At 71.8% G+C, this 25,124-nt stretch carries 25 protein-coding genes; 11 read left to right on the top strand and 14 right to left on the bottom strand.

The window, feature by feature from the left end; genetic code table 11:
• Nucleotides 1-215: 215 nt before the first annotated feature.
• The 7 genes from J7E22_RS01650 to J7E22_RS01680 all read right to left on the bottom strand — a co-directional run bounded on the left by J7E22_RS01650 (nt 216) and on the right by J7E22_RS01680 (nt 7,440).
• Nucleotides 216-821 carry a pyridoxal 5'-phosphate synthase gene (locus tag J7E22_RS01650; RefSeq protein ID WP_214978257.1) on the bottom strand — a complete coding sequence of 202 codons (606 nt, stop codon included), beginning with the start codon at nt 819-821 and terminating at the stop codon, nt 216-218.
• Nucleotides 818-1,624: a creatininase family protein gene (locus tag J7E22_RS01655; protein ID WP_214978259.1), complete on the bottom strand. Its 807-nt coding sequence runs from the start codon at nt 1,622-1,624 to the stop codon at nt 818-820. The genes J7E22_RS01650 and J7E22_RS01655 overlap by 4 nt, the downstream gene beginning before the upstream one ends.
• A complete protein-coding gene (locus tag J7E22_RS01660) occupies nt 1,621-2,997 on the bottom strand; it encodes an FAD-binding oxidoreductase (protein WP_214978261.1) in 1,377 nt (458 codons plus the stop codon). Before J7E22_RS01660 ends, J7E22_RS01655 begins: the two co-directional genes overlap by 4 nt.
• 158 nt (nt 2,998-3,155) lie before the next feature.
• Nucleotides 3,156-4,352 carry an ABC transporter substrate-binding protein gene (locus J7E22_RS01665; protein WP_214978263.1) on the bottom strand — a complete coding sequence of 399 codons (1,197 nt, stop codon included), beginning with the start codon at nt 4,350-4,352 and terminating at the stop codon, nt 3,156-3,158.
• A 156-nt stretch (nt 4,353-4,508) separates the two neighbouring features.
• Nucleotides 4,509-5,378, bottom strand: a complete 870-nt coding sequence (locus J7E22_RS01670) for an ABC transporter permease (RefSeq protein ID WP_214978265.1) — start codon at nt 5,376-5,378, stop codon at nt 4,509-4,511.
• Nucleotides 5,378-6,145, bottom strand: coding sequence for an ABC transporter ATP-binding protein (locus tag J7E22_RS01675; protein WP_308159102.1), 768 nt, complete (start codon nt 6,143-6,145; stop codon nt 5,378-5,380). Before J7E22_RS01675 ends, J7E22_RS01670 begins: the two co-directional genes overlap by 1 nt.
• A gap of 2 nt (nt 6,146-6,147) precedes the next feature.
• Entirely contained in the window at nt 6,148-7,440 is a 1,293-nt protein-coding gene (locus tag J7E22_RS01680) for an amidohydrolase family protein (RefSeq protein WP_214978267.1), read from the bottom strand.
• Nucleotides 7,441-7,623: 183 nt separating this feature from the next.
• Between J7E22_RS01680 and J7E22_RS01685 the strand changes: the two genes are divergently transcribed.
• Both J7E22_RS01685 and J7E22_RS01690 read left to right on the top strand, forming a co-directional pair.
• The gene (locus J7E22_RS01685; protein WP_308159103.1) at nt 7,624-8,253 is read left to right on the top strand and encodes an XRE family transcriptional regulator; all 630 of its coding nucleotides are present in this window, start codon (nt 7,624-7,626) and stop codon (nt 8,251-8,253) included.
• Nucleotides 8,250-9,197 carry a PDR/VanB family oxidoreductase gene (locus tag J7E22_RS01690; RefSeq protein WP_214978271.1) on the top strand — a complete coding sequence of 316 codons (948 nt, stop codon included), beginning with the start codon at nt 8,250-8,252 and terminating at the stop codon, nt 9,195-9,197. Before J7E22_RS01685 ends, J7E22_RS01690 begins: the two co-directional genes overlap by 4 nt.
• 45 nt (nt 9,198-9,242) lie before the next feature.
• On the opposite strand, the gene J7E22_RS18070 is transcribed toward J7E22_RS01690, so the two are convergent.
• From J7E22_RS18070 to J7E22_RS01705, 3 genes are all read right to left on the bottom strand, one after another.
• A complete protein-coding gene (locus J7E22_RS18070) occupies nt 9,243-9,995 on the bottom strand; it encodes a TetR/AcrR family transcriptional regulator (RefSeq protein ID WP_214978273.1) in 753 nt (250 codons plus the stop codon).
• 123 nt (nt 9,996-10,118) lie between these two features.
• The gene (locus J7E22_RS01700; RefSeq protein ID WP_214978275.1) at nt 10,119-10,559 is read right to left on the bottom strand and encodes a hypothetical protein; all 441 of its coding nucleotides are present in this window, start codon (nt 10,557-10,559) and stop codon (nt 10,119-10,121) included.
• A 178-nt stretch (nt 10,560-10,737) separates the two neighbouring features.
• Entirely contained in the window at nt 10,738-11,595 is an 858-nt protein-coding gene (locus J7E22_RS01705; protein ID WP_214978278.1) for an enoyl-CoA hydratase/isomerase family protein, read from the bottom strand.
• A gap of 110 nt (nt 11,596-11,705) precedes the next feature.
• Between J7E22_RS01705 and J7E22_RS01710 the strand changes: the two genes are divergently transcribed.
• Entirely contained in the window at nt 11,706-12,290 is a 585-nt protein-coding gene (locus J7E22_RS01710) for a TetR family transcriptional regulator (RefSeq protein WP_214978280.1), read from the top strand.
• 376 nt (nt 12,291-12,666) lie between these two features.
• Here J7E22_RS01710 and J7E22_RS01715 read toward each other — a convergent pair whose 3' ends face one another.
• A complete protein-coding gene (locus J7E22_RS01715; protein WP_214978282.1) occupies nt 12,667-14,064 on the bottom strand; it encodes an amidohydrolase family protein in 1,398 nt (465 codons plus the stop codon).
• A gap of 122 nt (nt 14,065-14,186) precedes the next feature.
• Between J7E22_RS01715 and J7E22_RS01720 the strand changes: the two genes are divergently transcribed.
• The 6 genes from J7E22_RS01720 (at nt 14,187) to J7E22_RS01745 (ending at nt 19,344) form a co-directional block, all read left to right on the top strand.
• Complete coding sequence (locus J7E22_RS01720) at nt 14,187-15,485, top strand: amidohydrolase family protein (protein WP_214978284.1); 1,299 nt, start codon at nt 14,187-14,189, stop codon at nt 15,483-15,485.
• A 165-nt stretch (nt 15,486-15,650) separates the two neighbouring features.
• Nucleotides 15,651-16,145, top strand: coding sequence for a 2-oxo-4-hydroxy-4-carboxy-5-ureidoimidazoline decarboxylase (gene uraD, locus J7E22_RS01725; protein ID WP_214978286.1), 495 nt, complete (start codon nt 15,651-15,653; stop codon nt 16,143-16,145).
• Entirely contained in the window at nt 16,142-16,471 is a 330-nt protein-coding gene (gene uraH, locus J7E22_RS01730; RefSeq protein ID WP_214978288.1) for a hydroxyisourate hydrolase, read from the top strand. The genes uraD and uraH overlap by 4 nt, the downstream gene beginning before the upstream one ends.
• Before the next feature lie 6 nt (nt 16,472-16,477).
• Nucleotides 16,478-17,500 (top strand): factor-independent urate hydroxylase, encoded by a 1,023-nt coding sequence (gene pucL, locus J7E22_RS01735; RefSeq protein ID WP_214978290.1) that lies wholly within the window; start codon nt 16,478-16,480, stop codon nt 17,498-17,500.
• A 235-nt stretch (nt 17,501-17,735) separates the two neighbouring features.
• A complete protein-coding gene (locus tag J7E22_RS01740; protein WP_308159104.1) occupies nt 17,736-18,743 on the top strand; it encodes an acyl-CoA desaturase in 1,008 nt (335 codons plus the stop codon).
• Nucleotides 18,744-18,795: 52 nt separating this feature from the next.
• Nucleotides 18,796-19,344, top strand: coding sequence for a GNAT family protein (locus J7E22_RS01745; RefSeq protein WP_308159105.1), 549 nt, complete (start codon nt 18,796-18,798; stop codon nt 19,342-19,344).
• 25 nt (nt 19,345-19,369) lie between these two features.
• Here the strand turns inward: J7E22_RS01745 and J7E22_RS01750 are convergent, their stop codons facing one another.
• Genes J7E22_RS01750 through J7E22_RS01760 form a run of 3 tightly spaced genes read right to left on the bottom strand, consistent with a single transcriptional unit; the run spans nt 19,370 to nt 22,150 of the window.
• Complete coding sequence (locus J7E22_RS01750) at nt 19,370-20,848, bottom strand: DUF6297 family protein (protein WP_214978294.1); 1,479 nt, start codon at nt 20,846-20,848, stop codon at nt 19,370-19,372.
• On the bottom strand, nt 20,845-21,516 hold the full coding sequence (locus J7E22_RS01755) for an ABC transporter ATP-binding protein (protein WP_251008588.1): 672 nt from the start codon (nt 21,514-21,516) through the stop codon (nt 20,845-20,847). Before J7E22_RS01755 ends, J7E22_RS01750 begins: the two co-directional genes overlap by 4 nt.
• Before the next feature lie 10 nt (nt 21,517-21,526).
• Nucleotides 21,527-22,150, bottom strand: a complete 624-nt coding sequence (locus tag J7E22_RS01760) for a TetR/AcrR family transcriptional regulator (protein WP_214978296.1) — start codon at nt 22,148-22,150, stop codon at nt 21,527-21,529.
• A gap of 96 nt (nt 22,151-22,246) precedes the next feature.
• On the opposite strand from J7E22_RS01760, the gene J7E22_RS01765 reads away from it, so the two are divergent.
• Nucleotides 22,247-22,966, top strand: a complete 720-nt coding sequence (locus J7E22_RS01765) for an SDR family oxidoreductase (protein WP_214978298.1) — start codon at nt 22,247-22,249, stop codon at nt 22,964-22,966.
• Between the two features lie 170 nt (nt 22,967-23,136).
• Entirely contained in the window at nt 23,137-25,086 is a 1,950-nt protein-coding gene (locus J7E22_RS01770; RefSeq protein WP_214978299.1) for a potassium transporter Kup, read from the top strand.
• Nucleotides 25,087-25,124 lie beyond the last annotated feature (38 nt).

Below are 25,124 nucleotides of genomic sequence, written 5' to 3' on the forward strand. Positions count from 1 at the left end.
CGCGGAACACGGTGTCGGCGGAGCCGGGGGACTCGGAGGGTGTTGGCACGGGGAGCCTTCCGGGTGATGCGGGTCGGTCGGACGGGTGGGGTCCCGCGCTCGGCGGGGCTTTCCTCGAACGCTATGGAGCGGGACCGGGCCGGCCGTTTCCGCCGTGTAACGGTCGTGTGACGGCGACCTCGGGTGAAACGGACGTTCCGGCTCGACCGGCCGAGTCAGCCGGGCCAGCGCTCGAGCGCCCACCCGTCGTCGGTCCGGTGGTAGGCGAGCCGGTTGCTCGGCCCGTCGACGTCGCCCTGCCAGAACAGCATCCGCACCGGCGTCAGGGCGTAGCCCACCCAGGTCGCCGGCGGTTCGATCGCGTCGACCCGGTCCCGCTCGAACGCGGCCCACCGCTCGCGGCGGCGCTCGGGTGGTTCAGCGGCGAGCTCGTGGTCGTTGAGCCAGGCGAGCACCTGCAGGTACCGGGTCCGTGCGGCGAACGCGACCCGCGCTTCCTCATCGGTCACGGGTGTGACGTCGCCCGTGACCACGAGCTGCCGTGCCGACTCGGGCAGCAGGACCGTGACCGTGGCCCGGGGGACCGCCGACAGCTCGGCCGCCTTCCGGCTCCGGGTGTCCGTGTGGAAGTGCACCCGCTGCCCGTCGAAGCGGGACAGCAGGACGGTGCGGGCGGACGGGTAGCCGTCGAGCCCGATCGTGGACAGGGTCATCGTCGGGGTCACGCCCGACGCGGGCGTCGGCAGCCAGGACGCGGCGAGGACCAGCGGATCCGCGGGCGCGGTGCCGGTGGCGTCGACCGCGAGGTCCGTCTCGCTCACGCCGGGGGAGCCGGGTCGAACCGTGCGATCTCATGCAGCGACGCCACCGCCTCGTCGAGGGAGTGCTCCCACAGCGCCGCGCCGTACGACGCGCTCGCCCGGCTCGCGTCGCCGATCACCCCCGGCGTGCCGAAGTCGTCCGAGAGCCACCCGAAGGACACCGGGCCGCCGTTGAACGCGATCTTCTCGAAGCCGGCGACGTGCTCGGGCACCCACCGCTCCGCGCGCGACATGTCGACCAGGTCCGGGCGCAGGTGCAGGATCATCGACGTCTCCGCCGCGCCGCCGTGGATGCCGAGACCGAGCTCGTCCGCGTCCTCGCCGTCCGGCCCGGGCAGCCGCGCCAGGGTCGGCATCAGGAACGTCTTCAAGCCGTACCGCTTCCGGATCTCCCGCAGCGCCACCTGCAGCAGCGCGACGTTGCCGCCGTGCCCGTTCGCGAACACGAGCGTGCCCGCCCCGGTGAGGGCGACCGCGCGGCCGATCTGCACGACCGTCTCGAACATCGTCGCCGCATCGAGCCACACCGTGCCGGGGGCCCAGCTGTGCTCGTCGGACTTCGTGAAGGCGAGTGTCGGCAACCGCCACACGTCGAGCCCCTCCGCCGCCGCCCGGTCCACCGCCGCGCCACCGATGTGGTCGGCGAGCAGGAAGTCGGTCAACAGCGGCAGGTGCGGCCCGTGGTGCTCCACGGCACCGGTCGGCTGCACGACGATGGTGTCCGCGGTGAAGCGCGCGGCGACGTCCGGCCCGGACAGCTCCGCGAGGTTCCGCGACGCCCCGGGGGCTCCGGCGGCGCTCACTTGCCGAACCCCGGAACGGTCGGCTGGGCCGAGGCGGTGGACCCACCCGAGCGCACGAGCGACGGGTCGATCACGTGCCCCGGGTTGAGCAGCCCGTCCGGATCGGTCCGGGCCTTCAGCGCGAGCAGGTCCTCGACGCCGTGGTCCACGTAGTACTGGTGCGGGCTGTGCACGCGGACCCCGAGCTCGACGAGCAGCGGGTACCCGGCGTAGACGTCCTCCGCTCCCGTGTAGGGCGCGGTGAGCATCCCGATCGGGCCGACGTGCGCCGCCTCGATGTGCAGCATGGCGTCCGGGTACACGGCCTCGACCTCGGCGATCCGGTCGATCAGCGCCTCGCCGCCGACCTCGACGTGGAAGAACTCCGTGTCCGGGGTGTTCCGCTTCAGCCACCAGATCGGGTGGTTGTAGGACAGCATCGACACCTTCGTGGTCTGCTGCAGCCCCTCCCGGACGTCCTCGACGGTGCCGCCCGCCAGCTCGATGAAGGTCTGCGTCTCGTCGAGCGCGACGACGTCCACGATGGCGCGCAGGCTGGCGCGGTCGCCCGAGATGGCCGGGTCCGCGGGCAGCTTCGCGGCGATCTCGGCCCGGTCGGCGCTCACGAGCCGGGGCGCCGGGGTCGTGCCCCGCAGGGTGCGCACGGCCGTGAGCGCCTGCTCGAAGGTCGGGAAGGTCGCGTACACGGCCCGCCAGTCCTGCAACGGCTCGAGCCGCACGGTCGCCCGCGCGATCACGCCCGCCGTGCCGTAGGTGTGCACGAACGGCTTCGCGTCGTCCCCTTCGACGTGCACCAGCTCGGACTCCCCGGGCAGCGCGATGTCGAGCGCCGTGACGAACCCCTCCCAGTTCGACCCGTGCGAGATCGACCCGGTGCCACCGGACCCGCCGGACAGGAAGCCACCGATCGTCGACTGCGCGGTCGACGGGTACATCCAGAGCTGCTGGCCCGCGGCCGCCGCGGCCTGCTCGAGCGCGACCATCGTCGTGCCGGCCTCGGCCGTGATCCAGCCGTCGCCCACCTCGACGACGGCACGCGCACGGGAGGTGTCGAGCACCAGTCCGCCGTGCAGCGGGATGCCCTGCCCGTAGTTGCCGGTGCCCTTGCCGCGGGTCGTCACCGGTACTCCGTGCCGCACCGCGGCCTGCAGGGTGGTGGCGATCGCCTCGGCGCTCGCCGGGTAGGCGACCAGGTCGGCGAGCCCGAGGGGGAGCTGCTCGCTGAGGATGGGGCTCATCGTGGCCTCGTCGACCGAGGCCCGCTCGCGGGTCCGCTGGTCGTCGCGGACGCCGGCCTCGCCGAGCAGGTCGAGGAGTTCGGCGCGCAGCGCCCCGAGGGCAGCGTCCGGGACGGTGGGGGTGATGGTGGTCATGGCTGGCTCCGGTGGTCGAGGTGGGAGACGACGGACGGGAGGAGCGGCACGCGTCAGGTGCCGCGCCTCCCGTCCGGTGGGTGGCCGGTGGAACCGGCCGGTGCGCACGGTCGGTGCGCACCGTCAGTGCGCACCGTCAGTGCGCACCGTCAGTGCGCTCAGAAGCCGAGCGAGATCTTCTTGTCGAGGAACTCGTTCGTGTACAGGTCGCTGGCCGTGAGGCCCGCCTTCACGTGGCCGCCGGAGCCGTCGAAGATCGGCTTCGCCTTCGCGATGAACGCGGTGACGCGGCTCTCGTCGAGGTCACCGACGTACCCGTTGCTGCCGTCCGTCGCGACGTGCAGGTCCTTCATCTGCTTCGCCGCGAACGCGCCCACCTTGGAGTCGTACGTCCAGCCGTTGTTGTACTGCTGCACGAGGTTCGTGATGAGGTCGTTCGTCGCGCTCGGGGACTTCAGGTAGTCGACGTCCGCCTGCTGCATCACCGGGACGAGCTTCTTCAGACAAGGGGAGAGCTTCGACAGGTCGGCGGCGCGGACGGACATCGTCTCGGGGTACGGGTTCCAGCCCGTGCTCGAGATGAGCTTGTAGTCGACCTTCTTGCCCCAGGCCGCGACCTGGTTCTGGTAGACGTACGGCTCGGCCGTGGCGAAGCCCTGCTGCGCGTCGGTCCCGCCCGCGGCGACGAACTTCGCCGGTGTGCCGTCGTAGCTGCCGTCGAGCACGCTCTTCGGCAGGGTGCCGGACTCCTGCAGGTACGTCATGTAGGCCGCGCCGTTGAAGTAGCGGACCACGCCCTTGTCCTGCTCGAGCTTCTTGCCGAGTTCCTTGATGCTCGACACGTCCTTGTACTTCGACGGGTCGTACATGATCACCATCGGCGACTCGTCGTTCTCGGCGAACACCGCCTTGGTGGGCAGGTTGCCGGAGAACTCGACCGCCTCGTCGGTGGACACGTAGCCGAGGGTGATCGACTTGTCCTGGTACATCTGCGAGCTGACGGTCGAGTAGCCGATCGCGGGGCCGCCGGCGCGGATCTCGAGCTTGACGCCCGTCGACTTGCCGTTCGCGTACAGGTCGCCCGTCACCTTCTTGCCGGAGGCGTCGATCTGCGGGTTCGGGCCGAGCATCTGGTACACGTGGCCGTGGTCGCCCTCGGGGTTCCAGTCGGTCTGGACGACGACGGTCGCCGGGCAGACGCCGGAGAGGTCGACGGCCGGTCCCTTCGAGGTCGAGGCTGCGGCTGCGGCGGTCGTGGTGGCGCTGCTCGCGGTGCCGGCCGCGCAGCCCGTGAGGGCGAGCGCGGTGAGGCCGAGCGCTGCGGTGGCGACGCCGAGTCGGGTCGTGGTGCGCATGGGTGCTCCGTTTCGTGGTGCAGGTCGCGTGGTGCGGGGAGGGGAGGGTGCTGTGGTGGAGGTGGTGCGGGTCGACCCGGCAGGGGAGCCGGGGAGCTGTGGGAGGCGGTTGGTCCGGTCCGGTCCGGTCCGGTCCGGTGCTGCCCTGAGCCTGGATCAGCCGAAGTCGTGCCAGCGCCCGACGGCGAGGCGACCGATCAGGCCGAACACCAGGAACACGGCGACGCCGTAGAGCGAGGCGATGAGGATCGTGGCGTAGAGCTCGGGCCCCATCAGGCGTGACGCGGTGACCTGGATGAGCACGCCGAGGCCGGCGTTGCCGCGTTGGAAGAACTGGTCACCGACGATCGCGCCGATCACCGACAGGCCGGCCGAGGTGCGGAGGCCGACGAAGATCGACGGCAGCGCGGCCGGGATCTGGAGCTTCACGAGCTGCGCCCCGCGACCGGCGCGCTGCAGCTGGAACAGTTCGCGCTGTGCCCGGTCGGCGGACTGCAGCCCGAACAGCGTGTTCGAGACCATCGGGAAGAGCGCGATCATCACGGTGACGATCACCCGGCTGACGAACTCGTACCCGAACAGTGCGCCGATGAGCGGCACGAGCGCGAGGATCGGGACGCACTGCAGCACCACGGCGTATGGGTAGAGCGAGTTCTCCAGCCACTTCGCCTGGATCATCAGCATCGCCCAGATCACGCCGATCACGATCGCGATGCCGAGGCCGGCGAGGGAGACGACCGTCGTGCGACCGAGCGCACTCCAGAGGTCGTGGTCGAAGGTCGTCGGGGTGCCGTCCATCCCGGTGTCCCAGACGATCGCCTTGAGGACCAGGTGCGGGTACGGCACCAGGAACGCGAGGTGCCGGACGTGGTCGTAGTAGGCCGCGGCGGCGTACCAGACGCCGACGAGCACCGCGAAGACGACGACGGGTTGCCACCACGTGACGGACCGGCCGGTGCGACCGGGCGCGCGGCGGGCGGCGGCGCGGGTCGCACGGGCCTCGGAGACCTCCTGCAGCGTGACCATCAGCGGTGTCCTTCCCGGAGTGCGTGCGAGACCTCGCCGACGAGCGCGGCGAACTCGGCGGTGAAGCGGATGTCGGGGTCCCGCGGCATCGGGAAGGGCACGTCGAACCGGCCCACGATGTTGCCCGGGCGCCCGGACATCACCACGACCTGCGTGGAGAGGTAGACCGCCTCGGACACCGAGTGGGTGATGAAGAGCCCCGCGAACTGCTGCTCGACGAAGAGCCGCAGGAGTTCGTCGTTCAGCCGTTCGCGCGTGATCTCGTCGAGGGCGCCGAACGGTTCGTCGAACAGGAAGAGCTCCGGGTCGAGCGTGAGCGATCGGGCCAGGGAGACGCGCATCTTCATGCCGCCCGAGAGCTGCTTCGGCAGGTTCGACTCGAAGCCCCCCAGGCCGACGAGGTCGATCGCGTGCGCGGCCTTCGCGGCCCGCTCGGCCTTCGGCATGTGCCCGAGCTCGGCCAGGAGTTCGACGTTGCCCTGCACCGATCGCCACGGCAGCAGCGTCGCGTCCTGGAACACGTACCCGATCCGGTCAGCGGCGACCCCGGCGGTGCCGTCGGACGCGGTCTCGAGCCCGGACGCGATCCGGAGGAGCGTCGACTTGCCGCAGCCGGAGGGACCGACGACCGAGACGAACTGGCCGCGGTCGACGGTCAGGTCGACGCCCTGCAGGGCGACGGTGCCGTTCGGGAAGGTCATCTCGACGTTCCGGAAGTCGAGCAGCGTGTCCGTCGCGGTGACGGGGGCTGGTGCGGTGGTGGTCACGGCTACCTCGTGTTCTCGTGCGCGGGGAGAGGGGAACGGGCGGGTGGGGTGCTCGTCTCACGGACCGGCGCGGCCACGCTGCGACGGACCTCGGTGACCGCGACCAGGCGGCCACCCGAGACGACCATGCGGTCGGCGGGCGCGTTCGCGACCGCGTCGGTGACGCTGGTGGCGTCGAGGGCGACGAAGTCGGCGCGCGCTCCGGGGAGCGCGCCGGCGGCCGGGAGGCCCATCACGCTCCGGGCGCCGTCGCTCACCAGGACGTACGCCTCGTCCGGCGTCAGGTGGCCGGCGGTCACGAGGAGCGATGCGGTCTCGAAGGCGTCGGAACGGCCGACCGGGTTGAAGGGGTCGCGGACGTTGTCCGCGCCGGCGGCGACCCGGACGCCCGCGTCGAGGAGCGCGCGGATCGCGGTCAGGCCCCGCGGCGTGGCGACGGGGTGCTGCCAGCCCTGCAGGTACAGGTTCGTGATCGGCAGGGTGATGACGCCCATGTCCGCCGCCGCCAGGTCCGCGATGACCTCGGTGAGCCGCTCCGGGTGCAGCGTCCCGAGGCGGACCGCGTGCCCGGCGGAGTACTGCCGGTCGCGCGGCCAGTCCCGGACGGCGCGGGCGTAGTGGTCGAGGGTGACGGGGCCGTCGAGGCTCTCGTCGGCGTGCAGGTCCACGCCGAGTCCGCGGCGACGTGCGATGGCCAGCAACCGGTCGACATCGGCGTTCGGGTCCTCGGCGAGGTGCGGGGCGCCGCCGACCAGGTCGACGCCGAGGTCGAGCACCGCCTCGATGTGCTCGTCCGGTGCCCACGGGCCGGCGAGCGCGACCAGTTCGATGTCCATCAGGCCAGCGAGTTCGGCGCGGACCTGGACGAGGGCGCGGGCGCCGCGGGTGGCCTCGGCCACGGTGGCGCTGCCGTGGCCGCTGAGCACGTCGACGTGGGTGCGGATGGCGGTGGTCCCCGCTGCGAGCATCGCGAGCGCCTGGGTCCGGGCCCGGTCCGCGATGTCGTCGACGGTCATGGTCGCCGCGTGCTCGGACCAGGCCGCGATCGCGGACCCGAGATCGCCGAGTGGCGGGTGGATGACGTCGGCGCTGAGGGCCTTGTCGAGGTGCGCGTGCGGTTCCGCCGGCGCGGTCAGGAGGAGCCGTCCGCCGAGGTCGAGCGTGCGGTCGGCATCGGCGCGGAGGGTCCCCGCGTCGGCGATGCGGACGACGGTCCCGCCCTCGACCGCGACGTCGACGAGCCGCCCGTCGGGGAGCAGTGCTCCCCGCAGCAGGTCGAGGGGCCGTGGCAGCATCGCGTCCAAGGAGACCTCCCGATCGTGTGTCAGAATGTTGATCGCATCAACATCGACGATGCTAGGGCGGCCGTGTTTCCCGGCCGTTTCGGACGCATTGCCATGTGTGACACCCCGCCCCACCCGGAACGAGCAGCGCGGAACGACCGCGGGAGCGACGGCCGGAACGACGTCAGGAGCGCAGTGCCCAGCGACCTCATCGAGCCCGATCGGATCGTCGACGACCAGAGCAGGCGCATCGGCGGGCACATCCGCGCCCTCCGCCGCGCTCGGTCGTTGACCCTGGTCCAGCTCGCCGAACTGACCGGCCTCTCGCACCCGTTCCTGAGCCAGGTCGAGCGCGGGCACTCCCGCGCGAGCATGGTCTCGCTCGAGAAGATCGCCGGTGCACTCGCCACCAGCCAGGTCGAACTGCTCGCCGCCGGGGCTGCCCAGACCCGGACGCCAGAGGACCGCCGCCCGGAGGTGCTCCGCTCCGGCGAGGGCGCGAAGGGGCCGTTCTCGAGCGGTGAGGCCCGGCTGCTCGTGCACGGCGGACCGCACGCGTTCGAACCGCTCGAGTGGGTGGGCGACAACACCGACCTCGGCCCGTACTTCGAGCACCACGAGGACGAGTTCCTCTACGTGCTCGCCGGGTCGGTGCTGCTCGACCTCGGTCCGGACGGTGACTCCGGCGACGGCGTCCTGCGGCTCGGCCCTGGCGACTCGGCGTACTACCGCGGCCGTACCCCGCACCGGTGGTGCAGCGCCGACGGGTCGCGCTTCCACCTGGTCGTCGTCAAGGAGACCCCGCGGCTCGGAGCACCCTCGTGACCGCGTCCGGCCGTCCGGTGCGGGTCGTCGACCGCCGACTGGTCGCCGAGGACGTGGTCCTGCTCGACCTCGCGCCGCTCGACGGATCGGCCCTGCCGGCGTGGGATCCGGGAGCACACATCGACCTGGAGATCACCCCGGGCGTGGAGCGGCAGTACTCGCTCGTCGCGACCACGGCCGACGGGTGCTGGCGCGTCGCCGTGCTCCGGGAGCCGGGCGGCCGCGGCGGCTCCGCGGCCGTGCACGACGTGCTGGTCGTCGGGCAGGACGTCGTCGTCGACGGCCCGCGGAACCACTTCGGCTTCGACCCGGACCGACCGGCCGTGTTCATCGCGGGCGGCATCGGCATCACCCCGATCATCGCGATGATCTCGGCTGCCGAGGCCGCGGGCACCCCGTGGGAGCTGCACTACGCCGGGCGCAGCCGAGCACGTATGGCGTTCGCCGACGAACTCGCAGCCGCCCACCCGGACCGCGTGCACCTGGCGGTGGCGGACGAGGGCGGTCGGCTCGACGTCGCCGGCCTGCTCGAAGGGCCGAGCGAAGCCGTCACCTACTGCTGCGGACCGCGCCGTCTCATGGACGCGGTCGAGGCGGCCGCCGCACACCGGCCGCCGGGGAGTGTCCGGGTCGAACGGTTCGAACCGGCCGCCGACGCGGACGCGCCGGGGGAGGCGTTCGAGGCGGAGCTGGCGCTCTCGGGCACGACCGTCAGGGTGCCCGCGGACCGCTCACTGCTGCAGGTCGTCGAGGACGCCGGGGTGTTCGTGTTGTCGTCGTGCCGCGAGGGCACGTGCGGCACGTGCGAGACGCCCGTCCTCGAGGGGCGGATCGACCACCGCGACACCGTCCTCAGCCCCGCCGAACAGGCCGACGACCACACGATGATGATCTGCGTGTCCCGTGCCGCGCGCGGTTGCCCCCGGATCGTCCTCGAGCTCTGATGCGCTTCGGGTCGCCGCGCACGCGCGGAAGTGCGGCCCTACGGTTCAGACGTCGTAGACGCCGCTGAAGGTCCCCTCGATGTCCTCGGGATGGTACGCGCTCGCCCAACCCCGGCGGAGGCGCACGCACCCGCGGGTGAACGCGCGCTCGAGATCGAACCCGTCGCGAAGCAGGAACTGCAGCTGGAGCCCCTCGTAGAGCGCCATCAGCTGCTCCGCGCCACGGTCGGGATCCAGTGTCTGTGGTTCGCGGCCGCTCTCGACGTCGCGGATCAGGAGCCGGCGGATCGTGTCGTAGAACCGCTCGTACTGCAGGCGGTAGAACGTCGACGCCGGGTTGCCCGGGTCCGCGGACGCGGTCAGGGTGGTCATCAGGAGCCGGACGAGACGGGCGTCCACGAGGTCGTCATCGATCAGCTTCCGGAGGAACGCCACCGTGCCGGACGTCTTGCCGACCGGCAACAGTGCGATCACCCGTGCGTCGTGCCACCGGGTGATCATCACGACGGCCAAGCTCTCCCAGGTCGGGAAGTGTTCGCGTACGACGTCCGGCTCGACGCCGGCCTCGACGGCCACCGCGTCGCGGTCCGGCGTGAGCGTGGGACCGTCGCGGACGACCCGGAGTGCTGCGTCCGCGATCAGTGCCCGCACGCGGATGCGCTCCAGCTGGGCTTCCGCCTCGGTCGTCGCCTTCACGATCACAGGGTGCGCGGCGAGACGGGCGACGAGTGGCTGATCGTCCGCTCCGCCGTCGCCGACGGGCGGCAGGTCTCGCGGGTCCGGGGTGCTGTCATCCACCCGGTTCACTCTGCCGTGCCGACACCGCCCCGTCGCGTCCCAGTACGCGGGGCACGAGGCGCTGCCTCCCGTCCGGCAGTCCGGCCTGCTCCGGAAGTTCGATGTGCGCGAGCGGCGCGCCGGTCAGCTGGTGCCGAGAACCTGCTCCCATGCCGCAGTGAGGACCCGGTAGTCGTCGTCGGTCACGAGGTCGCGGACGCCGGTCGCGAGGACGGCGGACCGCACGGCCTCTTCCGCACCGTCTTTCGCGTAGGCGTCGTCGTCGACGTGCCGGAGCTGGTGCGTCGCGGCCTTGCCGGCGTCCTCTGCGGCACGGATCGCGTCGACGCGGCCGGCTTTCCCCGCTGTGTCGAGCACCCGTTCCCATGCCTCGACGAGGATCGGGTTCGTCACCACGGGGTAGTTGACCTCCCCGACGATCTCGAGGGCGAGATCCGGCTTCGGGAAGACGATGTCCTCGTTCGATTTCCAGATGGTGCCGAGCGCCTCGGCCTCCTGACCGGTCAGCTTCCCCGCTCGGTCGATCATCTGTTGCAGTTCTGGCGTGTACGTCTCGAGGGACACGATTTCCTTTCGACCGCCGCGGGCGCTGCGTGCCGACGACATCCTTGCACGGCGCATTCCGAGTCGGCCAGAGCGGCCGATGCGGCCGCAGTCGTCGCGCACCGGCGACCTGCGACCCTGTTCGCCGAGTTCGCGAGCGCACACGTGGCGGCCTCCCGCGCCCGCCCCGCTTCTCGGTTCAGAGCTCGCTGATGAGGGCCTCGAGCCGGAGCTCACCGTCACGGGTCTGCATGCCGGCACGGAGCAGCTTGTGCGCGAGCTCCGCGGCGTCAGCGGTGAACAGCGGGCCGAGGAGAGCGTTCTCGGTTGCCAGGCCCGCGCGGGTGACGGGGTTCGGAACCGCGTTCACGGCGTTCTTCACGGCGGAGACGACCTCGGGCTCGAGAGCACCGATCCTGGTCGCCAGGGCGCTGACGAAGGCATCGATCTCGTCCGCGGGGAGTGCTCGGTTGACGAGCCCGTAACGCTCGGCGAGCTCCGCGTCGACGAGCTGCGCGCCGAGCAGGAGCTCGAGGGCGCGCGCGCGGCCCACCAACGACGTCATGTACTGGGTTCCGCCGCCCCCGGCCATGATGCCCATGAGCACCTCGGGCTGGGCCTGGCCGGCCTTCCCGATCGCCGCGAACCGCATGTCGAGGGCCATCAGGAACTCGTTCCCACCACCTCGGGCGAGGCCCGTGAGCTTGCCGATCGTGATCTGCGGCAGCGACCGGACTTCCTCGTGGACGACCTGCATGAGGTTCAGTTCAGCGGGGAACTCCGCGTCCGGGTTCGCCGCCAGGGTCGCCGCTCCGGCAGCCGCCATCAGCTCGGGCTCGGTGATGAACTTCGTGTCGCCGTGGGCGATGAAGATGTCGGGGTCCGCGCTCTCGAACACGATCACCCGCACGTCGGCGTCGTCGCGGACTTGCGCGACGAACCGGCGGAGGGAGGGCAGCAGCGTGCCATCGGAGAGGTTCAGGGGCGGGTTGTCGATCGTGACGGTCGCGACGCCACCGGAAACATCGACTCGGAGGGCGGGCAGGTCGTAGGACATGAGAGCTTCTTTCAAGCGATTGATACCGGGAACGATTTGTGACACTCCGTGTCACAGTAGGCGCTTAGGCTCGAGCCTGCAAGTGAGTTGCGAAGTCGTACACTTGGTGCATGGTCGGCATGAGCACACGGGCGATCGGCCGTGCGGCGATTCGAGACGAGCTCGGGAACGTTGCGCTCGGACGGTTCCTCGACTCCGGGTTCGATCCCGTGACCTTCGACGACCTCGCCGGTCGTGCGGGTGTGTCGCGGAGCACGTTCTTGCGGTACTTCCGCACCAAGGAAGACGTCGTCCTCTACGTCTTCGATGCGCTCGGAGAGCAGATGGCTTCCGCACTCGCAGCGCGGCCGAGCGCAGAGGATGACTGGACGGCCCTCCGGGCGGCCGTCACGCCGGCGGTGGCGCTCCTGGAGGATGACGAGGCCAATGGTTTCGCTCGCATCCAGCTCGTGTGGTCGACGCCAGCGCTCTCGGCCCGGTTGCACGAGAAGCAGGCCGGCTGGCGACCCGCACTCGTCGACATCCTCGCCCGCCGGTCTGGGAACAGCGCACCGACCATCGCCCTCAGAACGCGTGCGATGGCGGCCCTCGGATGCGTCATGGTCGCCTACGACGGCTGGATCGAAAGCGGCGGAGCGGCGCGACTGGCCTCACTCGCGGATGATGCGTTCGCCGCCCTGGCGCCGCAGAACTGATCGTTGGTGGCGCCGATCGCTCGCGTCGGGTCGTGACGTCCTCGAATCCGACACTCGGACCGCGTGGACCTGGCGGTGGCGGACGAGGGCGGTCGCCTCGACATCGCCGGACTGCTCGCCGGACCGAGCGAGGCCGTCACCTACTGCTGCGGACCGCGGCGTCTCGTGGACGCGGTCGGGCAGGCCGCCGCACACCGCCCGTCGGGGTGCGCCTCCACACCGAGCTGGTCTCTTCTCGGCGGACTGCGGACAGGAGGAGGTAGGCGCTATCCTCGACCCTGCAGACCCCCTCCGCGCACGCGGGCCAAGGGGGTCTCGCTGTGTCGGGCGTCAGATCTCCTGCGGGCCGCCTCCGTCGCGTCACGGGTGGGCCCGGTTACGGGCGTTCGGTGCCCGCGAGCGGCGCACCGGTCAGCGCCGACAGGCGCTCCAACCCCGCCTCGGCGACGAGCTGCCGCGCGAGCGGACGGGCCCGAGCCACCGCCTCGTGGACGTCGACGCGCGTCACGTCGCCGTCCGCCAGGCTCAGCCCGCCGTCCACCCAGACGTCGCGCACCTCGCGGCTGCCGGCCACGAAGACGACGGCCTGGTACGGGTCGTGCACGTTCGCGAGCGCGGGGCTCTCGCCGTCGAAGACCACGAGGTCCGCGCGCTTGCCGGGTTCGAGCGACCCGATCTCGTCCTCCATCCGGAGCGCCGCCGCGCCGCCGATGGTCCCCATCTCGAACGCTTCCCGGGCGCTCATCGCCGTCGCCTGCAGGTCCCGGATGCGGGCGAGCATCGCCGCGCTCTTCATGGCCTGCAGGAAGTCCTGCGAATCGTTCGACGCCGGACCGTCCACGCCGATCCCGACCGCGACGCCGAGGGCGCGGAGCTCCGCGACCGGGGCGATCCCGCTCGCGAGGATCGCGTTCGCCACCGGGTTGTGCGCGACGCCGACGCCGTTCGCCGCGTAGCGCTCCCGGTCCTCCCGGTCGACCCACACGCTGTGCGCGGCGATCACCGGGACGCGGAACATCCCCGTCGCCTCGGCGTGGCCGACCACCGTCTTGCCGGTGCGCAGGCGTGCCGCGGTGACTTCCTCGCGCACCTCGTGCACGTGCACGTGGATGCCGTGGCCGCCGTCGACCGCGTAGGCGATGTGCTCGTCCCACGCGGCGTCGGTGTACCGGCCGATCGAGGACATCCCGACGCGGAACGTGCTGTACCGGCTGGCGTCCGCGGCCTCGCGCAACGCATCGAACTCCTCGAGGATCGGCGCCGGGCCGAAGCCGCGGTCGACGTCCCCGGACCCGAACGACACCACGCCGCGCAGGCCGAGCTCGTCGAGCGCCTGCACGACGCCAGGAGTCGCCGGTTCGCCCGGGATGGGGTCCGAGCAGAACATGTCGTTCGCAGTCGTGACGCCGCTCCGCAGCAGCTGGATGCCCTGCAGCATCGTGCCGGCGTAGGCCTTGTCGCGGGTCATCACCGGGTTCACGTGCGTGATGAGCGCGGTCAGCCACTCCCAGAGCGTGTACTGCGACGCGATGCCGGTGATCAGCCCCTCGCTGAAGTGCCCGTGGGTGTTCACGAAGCCGGGCGTGACGATGTCATTCGTGCCGCCGCGCACCGTCACATCGGGATGTGCGGCGGAGAGCTCGGTGAACGTGCCGATCGCGGCGACCCGGTCCCCGTCGAGGAGTACCGCGCCGTCCCGGATCGCAGCGGGCGTCGCGGAGGCGTCGGGGGCGGCGGTGAGCACCCAGCCGGCGCGGATCAGGGTCTGTGCCATGGGGCGAACCTAGGGGCCCGGTGTTCCGCGGGTGTTTCGGCGCGGTTACCCCTGTCTGCAGGACGGGCGCGGCGGGTCGGGACGACACGGGCCGGAAACAGCGGACTGCTACAAACGCTCCCATGCTGACCGTCACCGGTGCCCTCCGCGTCCTCGTCGACCCCCGGACCGAACGCGACGGTGACGTCGTCGTGGACGACGGCAGCGACGTCGCGAGCACCCTCGACGCCTCCGGGTGCGTCGTCACCGCCGGACTCGTGAACGCGCACCACCACCTGCTGCAGACCGCCTTCCGGACGCTCCCGGGCACGCGTGGCGTGCCGATGGCGGACTGGCTCCCGGCCATGGCCGGGGCCTACGGGCGGGTCGGTCACGATCCCGAGCTCTACGGACTGGCCGCGTCCGTCGGAGCCGCTGAGGGCCTCCTGTCCGGCGTCACGACCATCGCCGACCACCACCTGAACTGGCCCGCTGGCGGCACCACGGACGACACCGTCGCGCTCGCCGCGGCGACGGTCGACGCGGTGCGCGGTCTCGGGGGGCGACTCGTGTTCGTCCGCGGGTCGGCGCGGGACGACGCGGAGCGCGTCGCCGCCTCCGCCGAGGCGATCGTCGCAGCGCTCCTCGGCGACGACGCTGTCGGCGGCGTCGACCCGGACGGCCGACTGCAGATCGCGGTCGGGCCCGCGGGGGTGCACTCCGACGACGAGGCCGTGTTCCGCGCACTCGGCGCGGTCGCCGCCCGGCACGGGCTGCGTCGACGGACGCAGGCGAACGAGCAGGTCGACACCGCCATCGCGCTCGAGCGCTACGGACGCCGACCGCTCGACCTGCTCGAGGAGTGGGGGTGGCTCGCGCCGGACGTGAGCATCGCGCACCTCTGCGACGTCACCGACGAGGAGATCACGCGCCTCGCCGCGGCCGGCGTCACCGCGACGCACGCCCCCGGTTGCGACGTCCCGATGGGGTGGGGGATCGCCCCGGTTTCGCGCCTCGCCGATGCCGGCATCAGCGTCGGGCTCGGCACGAGCGGCGGCGGCAGCAACGACGCTGGGCACCTCCTGGCCGACGGTCGGCTCGCGATGCAGGTCTCCGCGCTCGTCGGGCCGCAGCTGCCCGCGCGGCAGGTGCTCGGCATGATGACCGAGGGGTCGGCCGCCGGTCTCGGGCGCCCCGAGCTCGGGCACCTCGACGTCGGGAGCGCGGGGGACCTGTGCGTGTGGGACGTCTCCGGGGTCGCCGACGCGGGGGTCGACGACCCGGTCGCGGGGCTGCTCTGGGCCTCGCCGGGGCGGCGGCCCCGGCACGTCGTCGTCGGTGGGCGCGTGGTGGTGCGGGACGGGAGGCTCGTCACGGCTGACGAGCGCGAGCTGGCGGCCAGTCTCGGGGAGCGGCTCCGGCGGACGCCGGCCCGGGTCTGAGGGTGGGGCTGGGGGCTGGGGGCTGGGGGCTGGGGGCTGGTGGCTGGTGGCTGGAACGAGCGTTCCAGCACAGCCACGGCGGGGGTGGTGCGGCTGACGGACCGCGACGAGTGCCCGTGACCTGCCGGAGACACGGCCGAAACACGCGACTGTCATCCTCCGGACATGGACATCTCCGAACTGGACCGGCTCGCCGCCGCCGACGCCGGCGTGCTCGTGCGCTCGTGGGCGGCCGTGCCGAGGTGGGTCGACGCGGTCCTGGCCGCCCGGCCGTTCGCGTCGGTCTCGGACCTCGCCGCGACCGCGGACCAGCTGGCCCGGACGTGGTCCGACGACGAGGTCGCAGCGGCCCTGGCCGACCACCCGCGGATCGGGGACCGGCCGACCGGCTCCGGGGCGAGCGCTGACGCGTCCCGCGTCGAGCAGTCGTCGTCCGCCGACGCCGAGCCCGAGACGGCGGCCGCGATCCGCGAGGGCAACGCCGCGTACGAGTCCCGGTTCGACCGGGTGTTCCTGATCCGTGCCGCCGGGCGTTCCGCCGACGAGATCCTCGCCGAACTCCGGCGTCGCCTCGGGAACGACGACCTGGCCGAGCGCGTCGAGGTCGCCGACGAACTCCGGGCGATCGCGCTGCTCCGACTCGAGCGGACGTTCGCGTGAGCCACCTGACGACCCACGTGCTGGACACGACGCACGGCCGCCCCGCCGCCGGGATCGCGGTGACCCTGCGCGACGCCGACGGGGTCGTCGTCGCGCGCGGGACCACCGACGACGACGGCCGCATCGGGGAACTCGGGCCGGAACGGCTCGCCGAAGGGACCTGGACGCTGTCGTTCGCCACCGGGGCGTACTGGGCGGGTCTCGGCATCGCGGCGTTCCACCCGCGCGTCGACGTGGTGATCACCGTCCCCGGCGCCGACGAGCGTCACCTGCACGTCCCGCTGCTCCTCAGTCCGTTCGCCTACTCCACCTACCGAGGGAGCTGACCCCGCATGACCGACACCAGTACCGCCGCTGTGCCCGCTGCGTCCACCGATCCCGCTGCGTCCACTGTTCCCGGTGTGTCCAGCGATTCCACCACGTCCACCGTTCCCGCCACGTCGACCACGACCGTGCACCTCGGGGACAACCAGTACGGCAAGGCCGAGGTCCGTCTGGTCCGCGTGACCCGGGACACCCCGCGGCACGAGATCGAGGACCTGACCATAACGACCCAGCTGCGCGGTACCGCGCTCGCCGACTCGTACACCGACGGCGACAACGCGAAGGTGGTCGCCACCGACACGCAGAAGAACGTGGTCTACGCGTTCGCCCGCGAGCACGGCGTGCACAGCCCGGAGGAGTTCCTGCTCCGCGTCGGACGCCACTTCACGACGGCGTTCGACTGGTACGACGGCGCGACCCTGTCCGCCGAGCAGCACGCGTGGGAGCGCATCGCCGTGGACGGCCACGAGCACGACCACGCGTTCGTCCGCGCGGGCCGGGGTACCCGCACCGCAGTCGTCCAGATCGACGGCGACAGCACGCACGTCATCGCCGGCGTCACCGACCTCACCGTCCTCAAGTCCACCGGCAGCGAGTTCCACGGCTTCCCGCGGGACGGGTACACGACGCTCGCCGAGACCGACGACCGGATCCTCGCGACCTCGGTGACGGCACGCTGGCGGTACACACCGGAGGCCGTGGCGGCGGGCATCGACTACGACGAGCGCTACACGGCGATCCTGGACCGGATGCTCGCGACCTTCGCCGACCTGCACTCACTCGCCCTGCAGCAGACCCTCTTCGCGATGGGGCGGACCGCGATCGAGGCGTTCCCGGAGATCGCCGAGGTCCGCTTCGCGATGCCGAACAAGCACCACTTCCTCGTCGACCTGACGCCGTTCGGCCTGGACAACCCGGGCGAGGTGTTCTACGCCGCGGACCGGCCCTACGGGCTCATCGCGGGCACGGTCGTCCGGGACGGCGTGGCCGACGCGCCCGCTGCCTGGAGGTCGCTGCCCGGATTCGTGTGACGTCCGTGATGAGATGTCCCTGGCGTGGATCTGGAGCGATGTCCGACAGGCGGGCTGCCCGGGAACGCCCCAGCCACCTCGTGATTGGCTGGAGGAACTGGAACGACACCCGCGTTCCGGTCGAGCGCAGCGTGAGGACGTACGGCCCGTGACACAGACAGCACCATCCGGATACATCGCGACCCGACCGGCGGCACCCGGCACAGGCAGCGGGACGTCGACCTACTCGGGACTGTTGCGACAGGTCAAGGACCAGGGGCTGCTGGAACGGCGCACCGGGTTCTACTGGGCCGTGTTCGTGGTGCTGATCGTGGCGCTCGCGGGGAGCTGGGTGGCCTTCGCCGCACTCGGACACTCGTGGTTCCAGCTCATCGTCGCGGCCGTGCTCGGCGTGCTGTTCACCCAGTTCGCGTTCCTCTCGCACGAGGCCGCGCACCGCCAGGTGTTCGCGTCGAACACCTGGAACGACCGCACCGCCCAGTGGGCGGGCACCTTCCTCGCCGGGGTCAGCTACTCGTGGTGGATGAACAAGCACTCGCGGCACCACGTCAACCCGAACACCGTCGGCAAGGACCCCGACATCTCGTTCGAGGCGCTGTCGTTCCGCGAGGAGGACGCGGCCGCCAAGCGCGGTTTCCTCCGCTGGCTCGTCCAGCGTCAGGGGTACGCGTTCTTCCCGATGCTGCTCCTCGAAGGTGCCAACCTGCACTGGCAGTCGGCGCGGGTGCTGGCGGACGTCAAGGAGCTGAAGGGCCGTCGCATCGAGGCCGCCCTCTTCCTGCTCCGGTTCTGCATCTACCTCGGGGTGCTCTTCTGGTTCCTGCCCGTCGGCATGGCGTTCGCGTTCCTCGGGGTCCAGCTCGCGGTGTTCGGCCTGTACATGGGGGCCTCGTTCGCGCCGAACCACAAGGGCATGCCGGTCATCCCGCACGACCAGAAGGTCGACTTCTTCAGCCGCCAGGTCCTCACGTCGCGGAACATCCGCGGCGGTTGGTTCATGCTGCACTTCATGGGTGGGCTGAACTACCAGATCGAGCACCACCTCTTCCCGAACATGCCCCGCCCGCAGCTCCGTGCCGCACGGACGCTCGTGCGCGAGTACTGCGCGGACCTGGACGTCCCGTACGTCGAGACGACGCTCGTCGACTCGTACCGGATCGTCGTCCAGTACTTGAACCGCGTCGGCCTCGCCGCCCGGGACCCGTTCGACTGCCCGATGGTCGCCGAGCGTCGCATCCGCTGACCTGACGACTCCGCGCCCGGACCCGCACGAACCGCACGAGCCTGGAGACGACGTGTTCGAACGCACCGTCCTCGACGGCGTCACCCTCCGGCCCCTGGAGACGTGGCACGCCGAGGATTTCGCAGCGCACCTCGACCGAGCGAGGGAGCACATCCGCCCCTGGGTCGGCCCCGCGTTCGTCACCGACACCGTCGCCGGTGCACGCGCGACCCTGCAACGGTACGCAGACGCGACCGCTCACGACGGTGCCCGCATCTACGGCCTCTGGGAGGACGGAACGCTGCTCGGTGGCGTGATGTTCACGACCTTCGACGCTGCCTGGGGCACGTGCGAGATCGGCTGCTGGTTGGAACCCGCAGCCGAAGGACGAGGCCTGGTCAGCGCAGCGGTGCGCGTGCTCGTGGACTGGGCGTTCACCGCCCGCAGCATGGAACGGGTCGAGTGGCGGTGCCGAACCGACAACACGCGCAGCATCGCCGTCGCCCGGCGGCTGGGGATGCAGTCCGACGGGGTGCTCCGGAGCAGTTGGGTCTTCGCCGGGCAGCGCTACGACAAGGAAGTGTTCTCCGTCCTCCGGCAGGAGTGGTCGCAGCGCCTCTGATCGAGACGGGGTGACGGCGGCAGGATCAGGTCCGCCGCGTCCACCGCACGGTGACGAACAGCGCGACGACGACCGCGACGGCGACGAAGGCCGGCGCGCCGCGTCCACCGAGCGGTGCGGCGGCGCCCGCGAGCAGCGCCAGGATCGGCGCGTCCAGGGCCCACAGCACCCGGATGAACGGCATCGGGTCACCGATCGCCGACGGCGCCGGCGTCATCAGGAACACCGGCGACGGACCGCGCAGGGCGTTGCTGACCTTCGTGCCCGCGACGACGAGCGGCAGCGCGATGCCGGCCCAGACCAGCACCGGCAGCGACGCGGGTGCGACGACCGCGCCCGTCACGATCGCGGTCCCACCCGCGACGACCAGCGCCGCGGCCGTCGGCAGCACCGTGTGCAGCGCGACCAGCTGGCCGTCCTCGATGCCGTAGAGCGCCAGGTCACGGGCCACCTGGGCTGCGTGCTGCAGCCCGCGGGTGAACGCACCGAGGCCGACGAACAAGAGGATCGCGGCGAGCATCCCGAGGAGCGCACCCCCGGTGGGCACCACCGTCGCGACGACCAGGGCCAGTCCGGACGCGGCGAGCGTCACGACGCCCGTCACCAGACGGGCGGGCATGCGCACCGCCCCGACGAGGTCGCGGACCACGAACACGACCCAGAGGCGCGCGCTGCCGACCACGGCGCGCAGTCGTCGGCCGGCGCTCGGTCGTGCCTGGTAGGTCTCGGCCACCGCGGTGAAGTCCATGCTGATCGCGTGGGCGACGGCCAGCTCCCACGCGGCGGCCTGGGCGGCGAGGGTCTCGGTGCTGATGCGGTCGAGCAGCCACGGGACCAGCACCAGACCGGCGATCGCGGCGACGGCGAGGAGCAGGTCGGCCGGACCGACCCCGGTCGACGTGGACACCCAGGCCCAGGGCCACGTCGACCGGCGGCCCGCTTCGACCGCCGCCGCGATGAGCGCCAGGATCGCGAGTGCTCCGGCGACGCGGGGTGCCGCCTGTCCCAGGAGCCAGCACGCGACGGTGACGACGCCGATCAGGGCACCGCGGATGCCGACGTCGAGCACGGCGCCCGGCGTCACCAGCCCGCGGGACCCGATCGCCGAGCCGAAGAACACGGCCACCCCGCCGCCGACCACGACGGCGATGACCACCGCGGCGATCATCCGCGACCGGAAGACCGTCCGACGTGGCAGGTCGCTGTCCGCGAGCGCGTGGGCGAGGAACGGCGGTGCCACCGCCGGCCCGCGTGTCGTCCCGGTGACGAGCGCTGCCGCCCAGAGTCCGAGGACGACCGTGCCGGCGGCCGTCGCCGCGACGGGCGACGACAGCGCCGTCGTCGACGCGGCCGTGGCCGCCGCGGTCCACGCCGCCCGGAGGACGGGCGTCACGACGATCAGCGACAGGAGGACGAGCGAGTACGCGATGTAGGCCCGGTCGCCGATGCTGCGGTGCTGGCGGGCCCGCCAGATGCCCGTGGCCGCGCGGAGTCTCGCGGTCACCGACGCGCGTCCAGGTCGAGGACGCGGTCCGCCAGTCCGTCCGCCAGGGCGGTGCTGTGCGTGGCGACGACGAGGGTCGCGCCGGCGTCGCGGCGGCGGCCGAGCACCCGACCGACGACGTCGAGCCGGTCGGCGTCGAGTCGTTGCTCCGGTTCGTCCAGGACGAGCACGTCGAAGGGCCGGGCGAGCACCAGCGCGAGCCCGACGAGCTGTTGCTGGCCGGTCGACAGCTCGTGTGGGAACCGCCGGACCAGACCCTCGAGACCGAGCGAGCCCAGCGCCTCCGTGGCGCTCGCCTCGGCGATCCGTCGCTCCTCGAACCAGGTCGCCGCGACCAGTCGCACGTGGTCCTCGACCGTCAGGTCCGTCGCCATCGGGGGCAGCCCGACGAGCGCGGCGACGCTGCGCCGGAAGGTGCGGTCCCGGCGGGCGACGGGACGACCCGCGATCGTGACCGTGCCCGACGTCGGCGTGCGCATCCCGGCGAGCACCCGCAGCAGGGTCGACTTCCCGGCGCCGTTGTGGCCCCGGACGATGAGCGCCTGACCGGGGTCGACCCGCACGCTCGTGCGGGGGAGCAGGGTGACGTCGTCGACCTTGACGACGAGATCGGTGACGCGGATCATCGGTGCTTCTTCCTGCGGGTGGACGGGGTCTGGGCGGGGCATCGGGTGGCCCTCACCGGAGCGCGGGGAGGACGACGTCGTCCACGACGGCGACGAAGAACGCTCGGTCGACACCGGTCGGGGACGTGCCCAGCCGGTGGGTGCTCATGGCGGGGATGACCTCGGCGAGCACCTCGACGCGCGCTCCGGCCTGCTCGGGCACCCGTCCGCGGTCGAGCGCACGGAGCAGGAGCCGCCGGTAGATCTCGACGTAGGGCTCCGCGATCTCGGAGCGGACCGCGTCGGCGAGCCGTGCCGAGCTCCGGGCGGCGGTCGCGAGGCCGGCCAGCACCGCGAGCCGGCGATCCGCGCCGCCCAACCACGGGGAGTCGATGACCGCGAGCAGGTCCGCGCGCAGGTCGCCCCGGTCGGGCAGGGCATCGACCTCGGGCGGGCGTCCAGCGGAGGTGACGGCGGCGAGCACGAGGTCCTCCTTCGTCGCCCACCGGCGGTACAGCGTCGTCTTCGCCTTCCCGGTGCGAGCGGCGACCTCGTCGAGGGTGACGCGGTCGTACGGGTGCTCCGCGAGGAGGTCGAGCGTCGCCGCCAGGATCACCGCGTCGCTCGATCGGTCCACGGGACGACCGCGGAGCGGCGTCGTCGGCGGGGCATCCGCGCGCGGGGGAGTGGTCGGCACGGTCCCAGCGTAGGCCAGGCGTGCAATTACGCTACGACCGAGTAGCGTAATGCGTGCCGAGTGTCGCTGAGCAGCGGCCGGGCAGAGGAGCAGGACATGCAGATCGACAACGCCGTGATCGTCATCACGGGCGCTTCATCCGGCATCGGGGCGGCCACCGCGCGGGCTGCCTGGGCCGCCGGGGCCCGGGTCGTCCTGGCCGCGCGACGGACCGACCGCCTCCAGGCACTTGTCGCGGAACTCCCGGGAGCCGTCGCGGTGCGGTGCGACGTCACGGACGCGGCCCAGGTCGCGGCACTCGCACAGGCGGCGGTCGAGGCGTTCGGGCGCATCGACGTCCTCGTCAACAACGCCGGACAGGGCCTGCAGGCCGAGATCGAGGAGATCGCGTTGGATGACCTCCGCGCGGTGCTCGAACTGAACCTGGTGGCACCGTTGGCGACCATGCAGGCCGTGCTGCCCGCGATGCGCCGACAGGGGGCCGGCAGCATCGTCAACATCAGTTCCGGGACGACGTTCGCCGACGTGCCGGGGACCGCGGGCTACGTCGCGTCGAAGATCGCCCTCGAGCGCCTCTCGGCGATCGCACGCAACGAGCTCGAGGGGACCGGCATCACGGTGTCGACGCTGATCCCGTTCGCGACCGACACCGAGTTCCTCTCGGCGATCCGGGCGGGCCGCGCCGACGCCGAGGCGATGACGGCCGGCGCCGTGTTCGACCCGCCGGAGCGCGTCGCCGAGGCGGTCCTCGAGCTGGTCGCGACCGGCGTGGCACGGATGGACCTGGTGCCCGCGGCCTACGGTGGCTCGCGCTGACCATCCCGGTCGGCGCGGGACGACCCCGGCAGCTGTGAGATCGCCCGGCTCGGGCCCCCGGGACAGCCAGAAGCCGCTTCCGTGTGCGTCGCCTGCGAGCGCGCCCCCTCGCACGGTGCGAGGATGAGCGACGGCCGCCGCCCGGGCGGCCGGAGACGGAAGTGACGAGCGTGACCGAGACCCGCTCTCAGGCATCGACCACCGACGCAACGGACGACGGCGGACACGGACCGACGCGGGGCGTCACCGTGCTGGCGCTCGCCGCGCTCGGCGTGGTGTTCGGCGACATCGGTACGAGCCCGCTGTACGCACTGCGCACGGTGTTCACGATCGACAACGGCCTCGTGAAGGCCAACCAGGAGGACGTCTACGGCGTCATCTCGATGATGTTCTGGAGCATCACCGTGATCGTGTCGATCAAGTACGTCCTGATCCTCATGCGCGCCGACAACGACGGCGAGGGCGGGGTGATGGCGCTCGCCGCGCTCGCCCGGCGGCTGTACGCCAAGCGCCGCGGGGGAGCGGTCATCTTCCTGGTCATCGGGATCGTGGGGGTCTCGCTGTTCTACGGCGACTCGGTCATCACGCCCGCCGTGTCCGTGCTCTCCGCGGTCGAGGGCCTCGGGACCGCCGCTCCGTCGATCGGGCACCTCGTCGTCCCGATCTCGGCCGTCATCCTGGTCATCCTGTTCGCCGCGCAGCGGTTCGGCACCGGCAAGGTCGGCAACCTGTTCGGGCCGGTGATGGTCCTCTGGTTCGTCGTCATCGCCGCCGCCGGTGTGCCGCACATCATCGCGCGTCCGGGTGTCCTCCAGGGGCTCTCGCCGACGTGGGCGATCGCCTTCCTGTTCGCGCACCCGTACATCACGTTCGTCGCGATGGGCGCGGTCGTGCTGGTCATCACCGGTGCCGAGGCCCTGTACGCGGACATGGGGCACTTCGGGCGCCCCGCGATCCTCCGCGCGTGGTTCTTCGTGGTGTTCCCGGCCCTGGTCCTGAACTACCTCGGGCAGGCGTCCCTCGTCCTGAGCGACCCGACCGCGGCGAAGGACCCGTTCTTCCTGCTGTTCCCGAACGCACTGCAGATCCCGGTCGTCGTCCTCGCGACCGCCGCGACCGTGATCGCCAGCCAGGCCGTCATCTCCGGTGCGTTCTCGCTCACCCGTCAGGCCGTCCAGCTCGGGCTGCTCCCGCCGCTGACGATCCGCCAGACGTCGCGTCGCGAGAGCGGCCAGATCTACCTGCCCGCGGTGAACCTGCTGCTGTTCATCGGCGTGCTCCTGATCATGTTGGCGTTCCGGTCGTCCGCGAACCTGGCCACGGCCTACGGCGTCTCGGTCACCGGCGCACTCGTCGTGGACAGCCTGCTCCTGCTCCTCGTGGTGAAGCCGCTCTGGCGGTGGAAGACCTGGAAGGTCGTCACGGCCGCGGTCGTGTTCGGCGGTCTCGAGCTCACCTTCCTCGCCGGCAACCTGTCCAAGATCCTGCACGGCGGGTGGGTGCCGCTCCTGATCGCCCTCGCCGTCATCACGGTGATGACGACGTGGCGCCGTGGTCGGCAGCTCGTGCAGGACGAACGGAAGGCCCGCGAGGGCTCGCTCGCCGACTTCATCGAGCGGGTGAACGGTGAACACATCCCGCGCGTGGCCGGGGTCGCGGTGTTCCCGCACCCGAACAAGGAGACCACCCCGCTCGCACTCCGTGCCAACGTCGAGTACAACCACGTCATGCACCGGACCGTGCTGATCGTGTCCGTCCTGACCGCGAACGTGCCGCACGTGCCGCACGCGAAGGCGTTCTTCCGCGACGACCTCGGCTACGAGGACGACGGCATCGACCACATCACGATCAAGTTCGGGTTCTCGGACGATCAGGACCTGCCGAAGGCACTGCACGCCGCCTGCCTGACCGAGGTGCTCGACATCGACCCGGAGGAGATGGAGCGCGCGTCGTTCTTCATCTCCCGCGGTGCCCTCCGACCGACCCCGGGGCACCACGGCATGGCCGGCTGGCGCAAGAAGCTCTTCGTCGGGCTCGCCCACAACGCCGCCGACCCGGCAGCGCGCTTCAACCTGCCCGCGCAGCGCACGGTGACGATGGGCAGCGACGTCGAGATCTGACGCCGTTCGCTCCCGGCCATACGACGCGGTGACTGGGA

Origin of the sequence: Curtobacterium sp. ISL-83 (genome assembly GCF_018613895.1) — a bacterium.
Lineage (GTDB): Bacteria > Actinomycetota > Actinomycetes > Actinomycetales > Microbacteriaceae > Curtobacterium.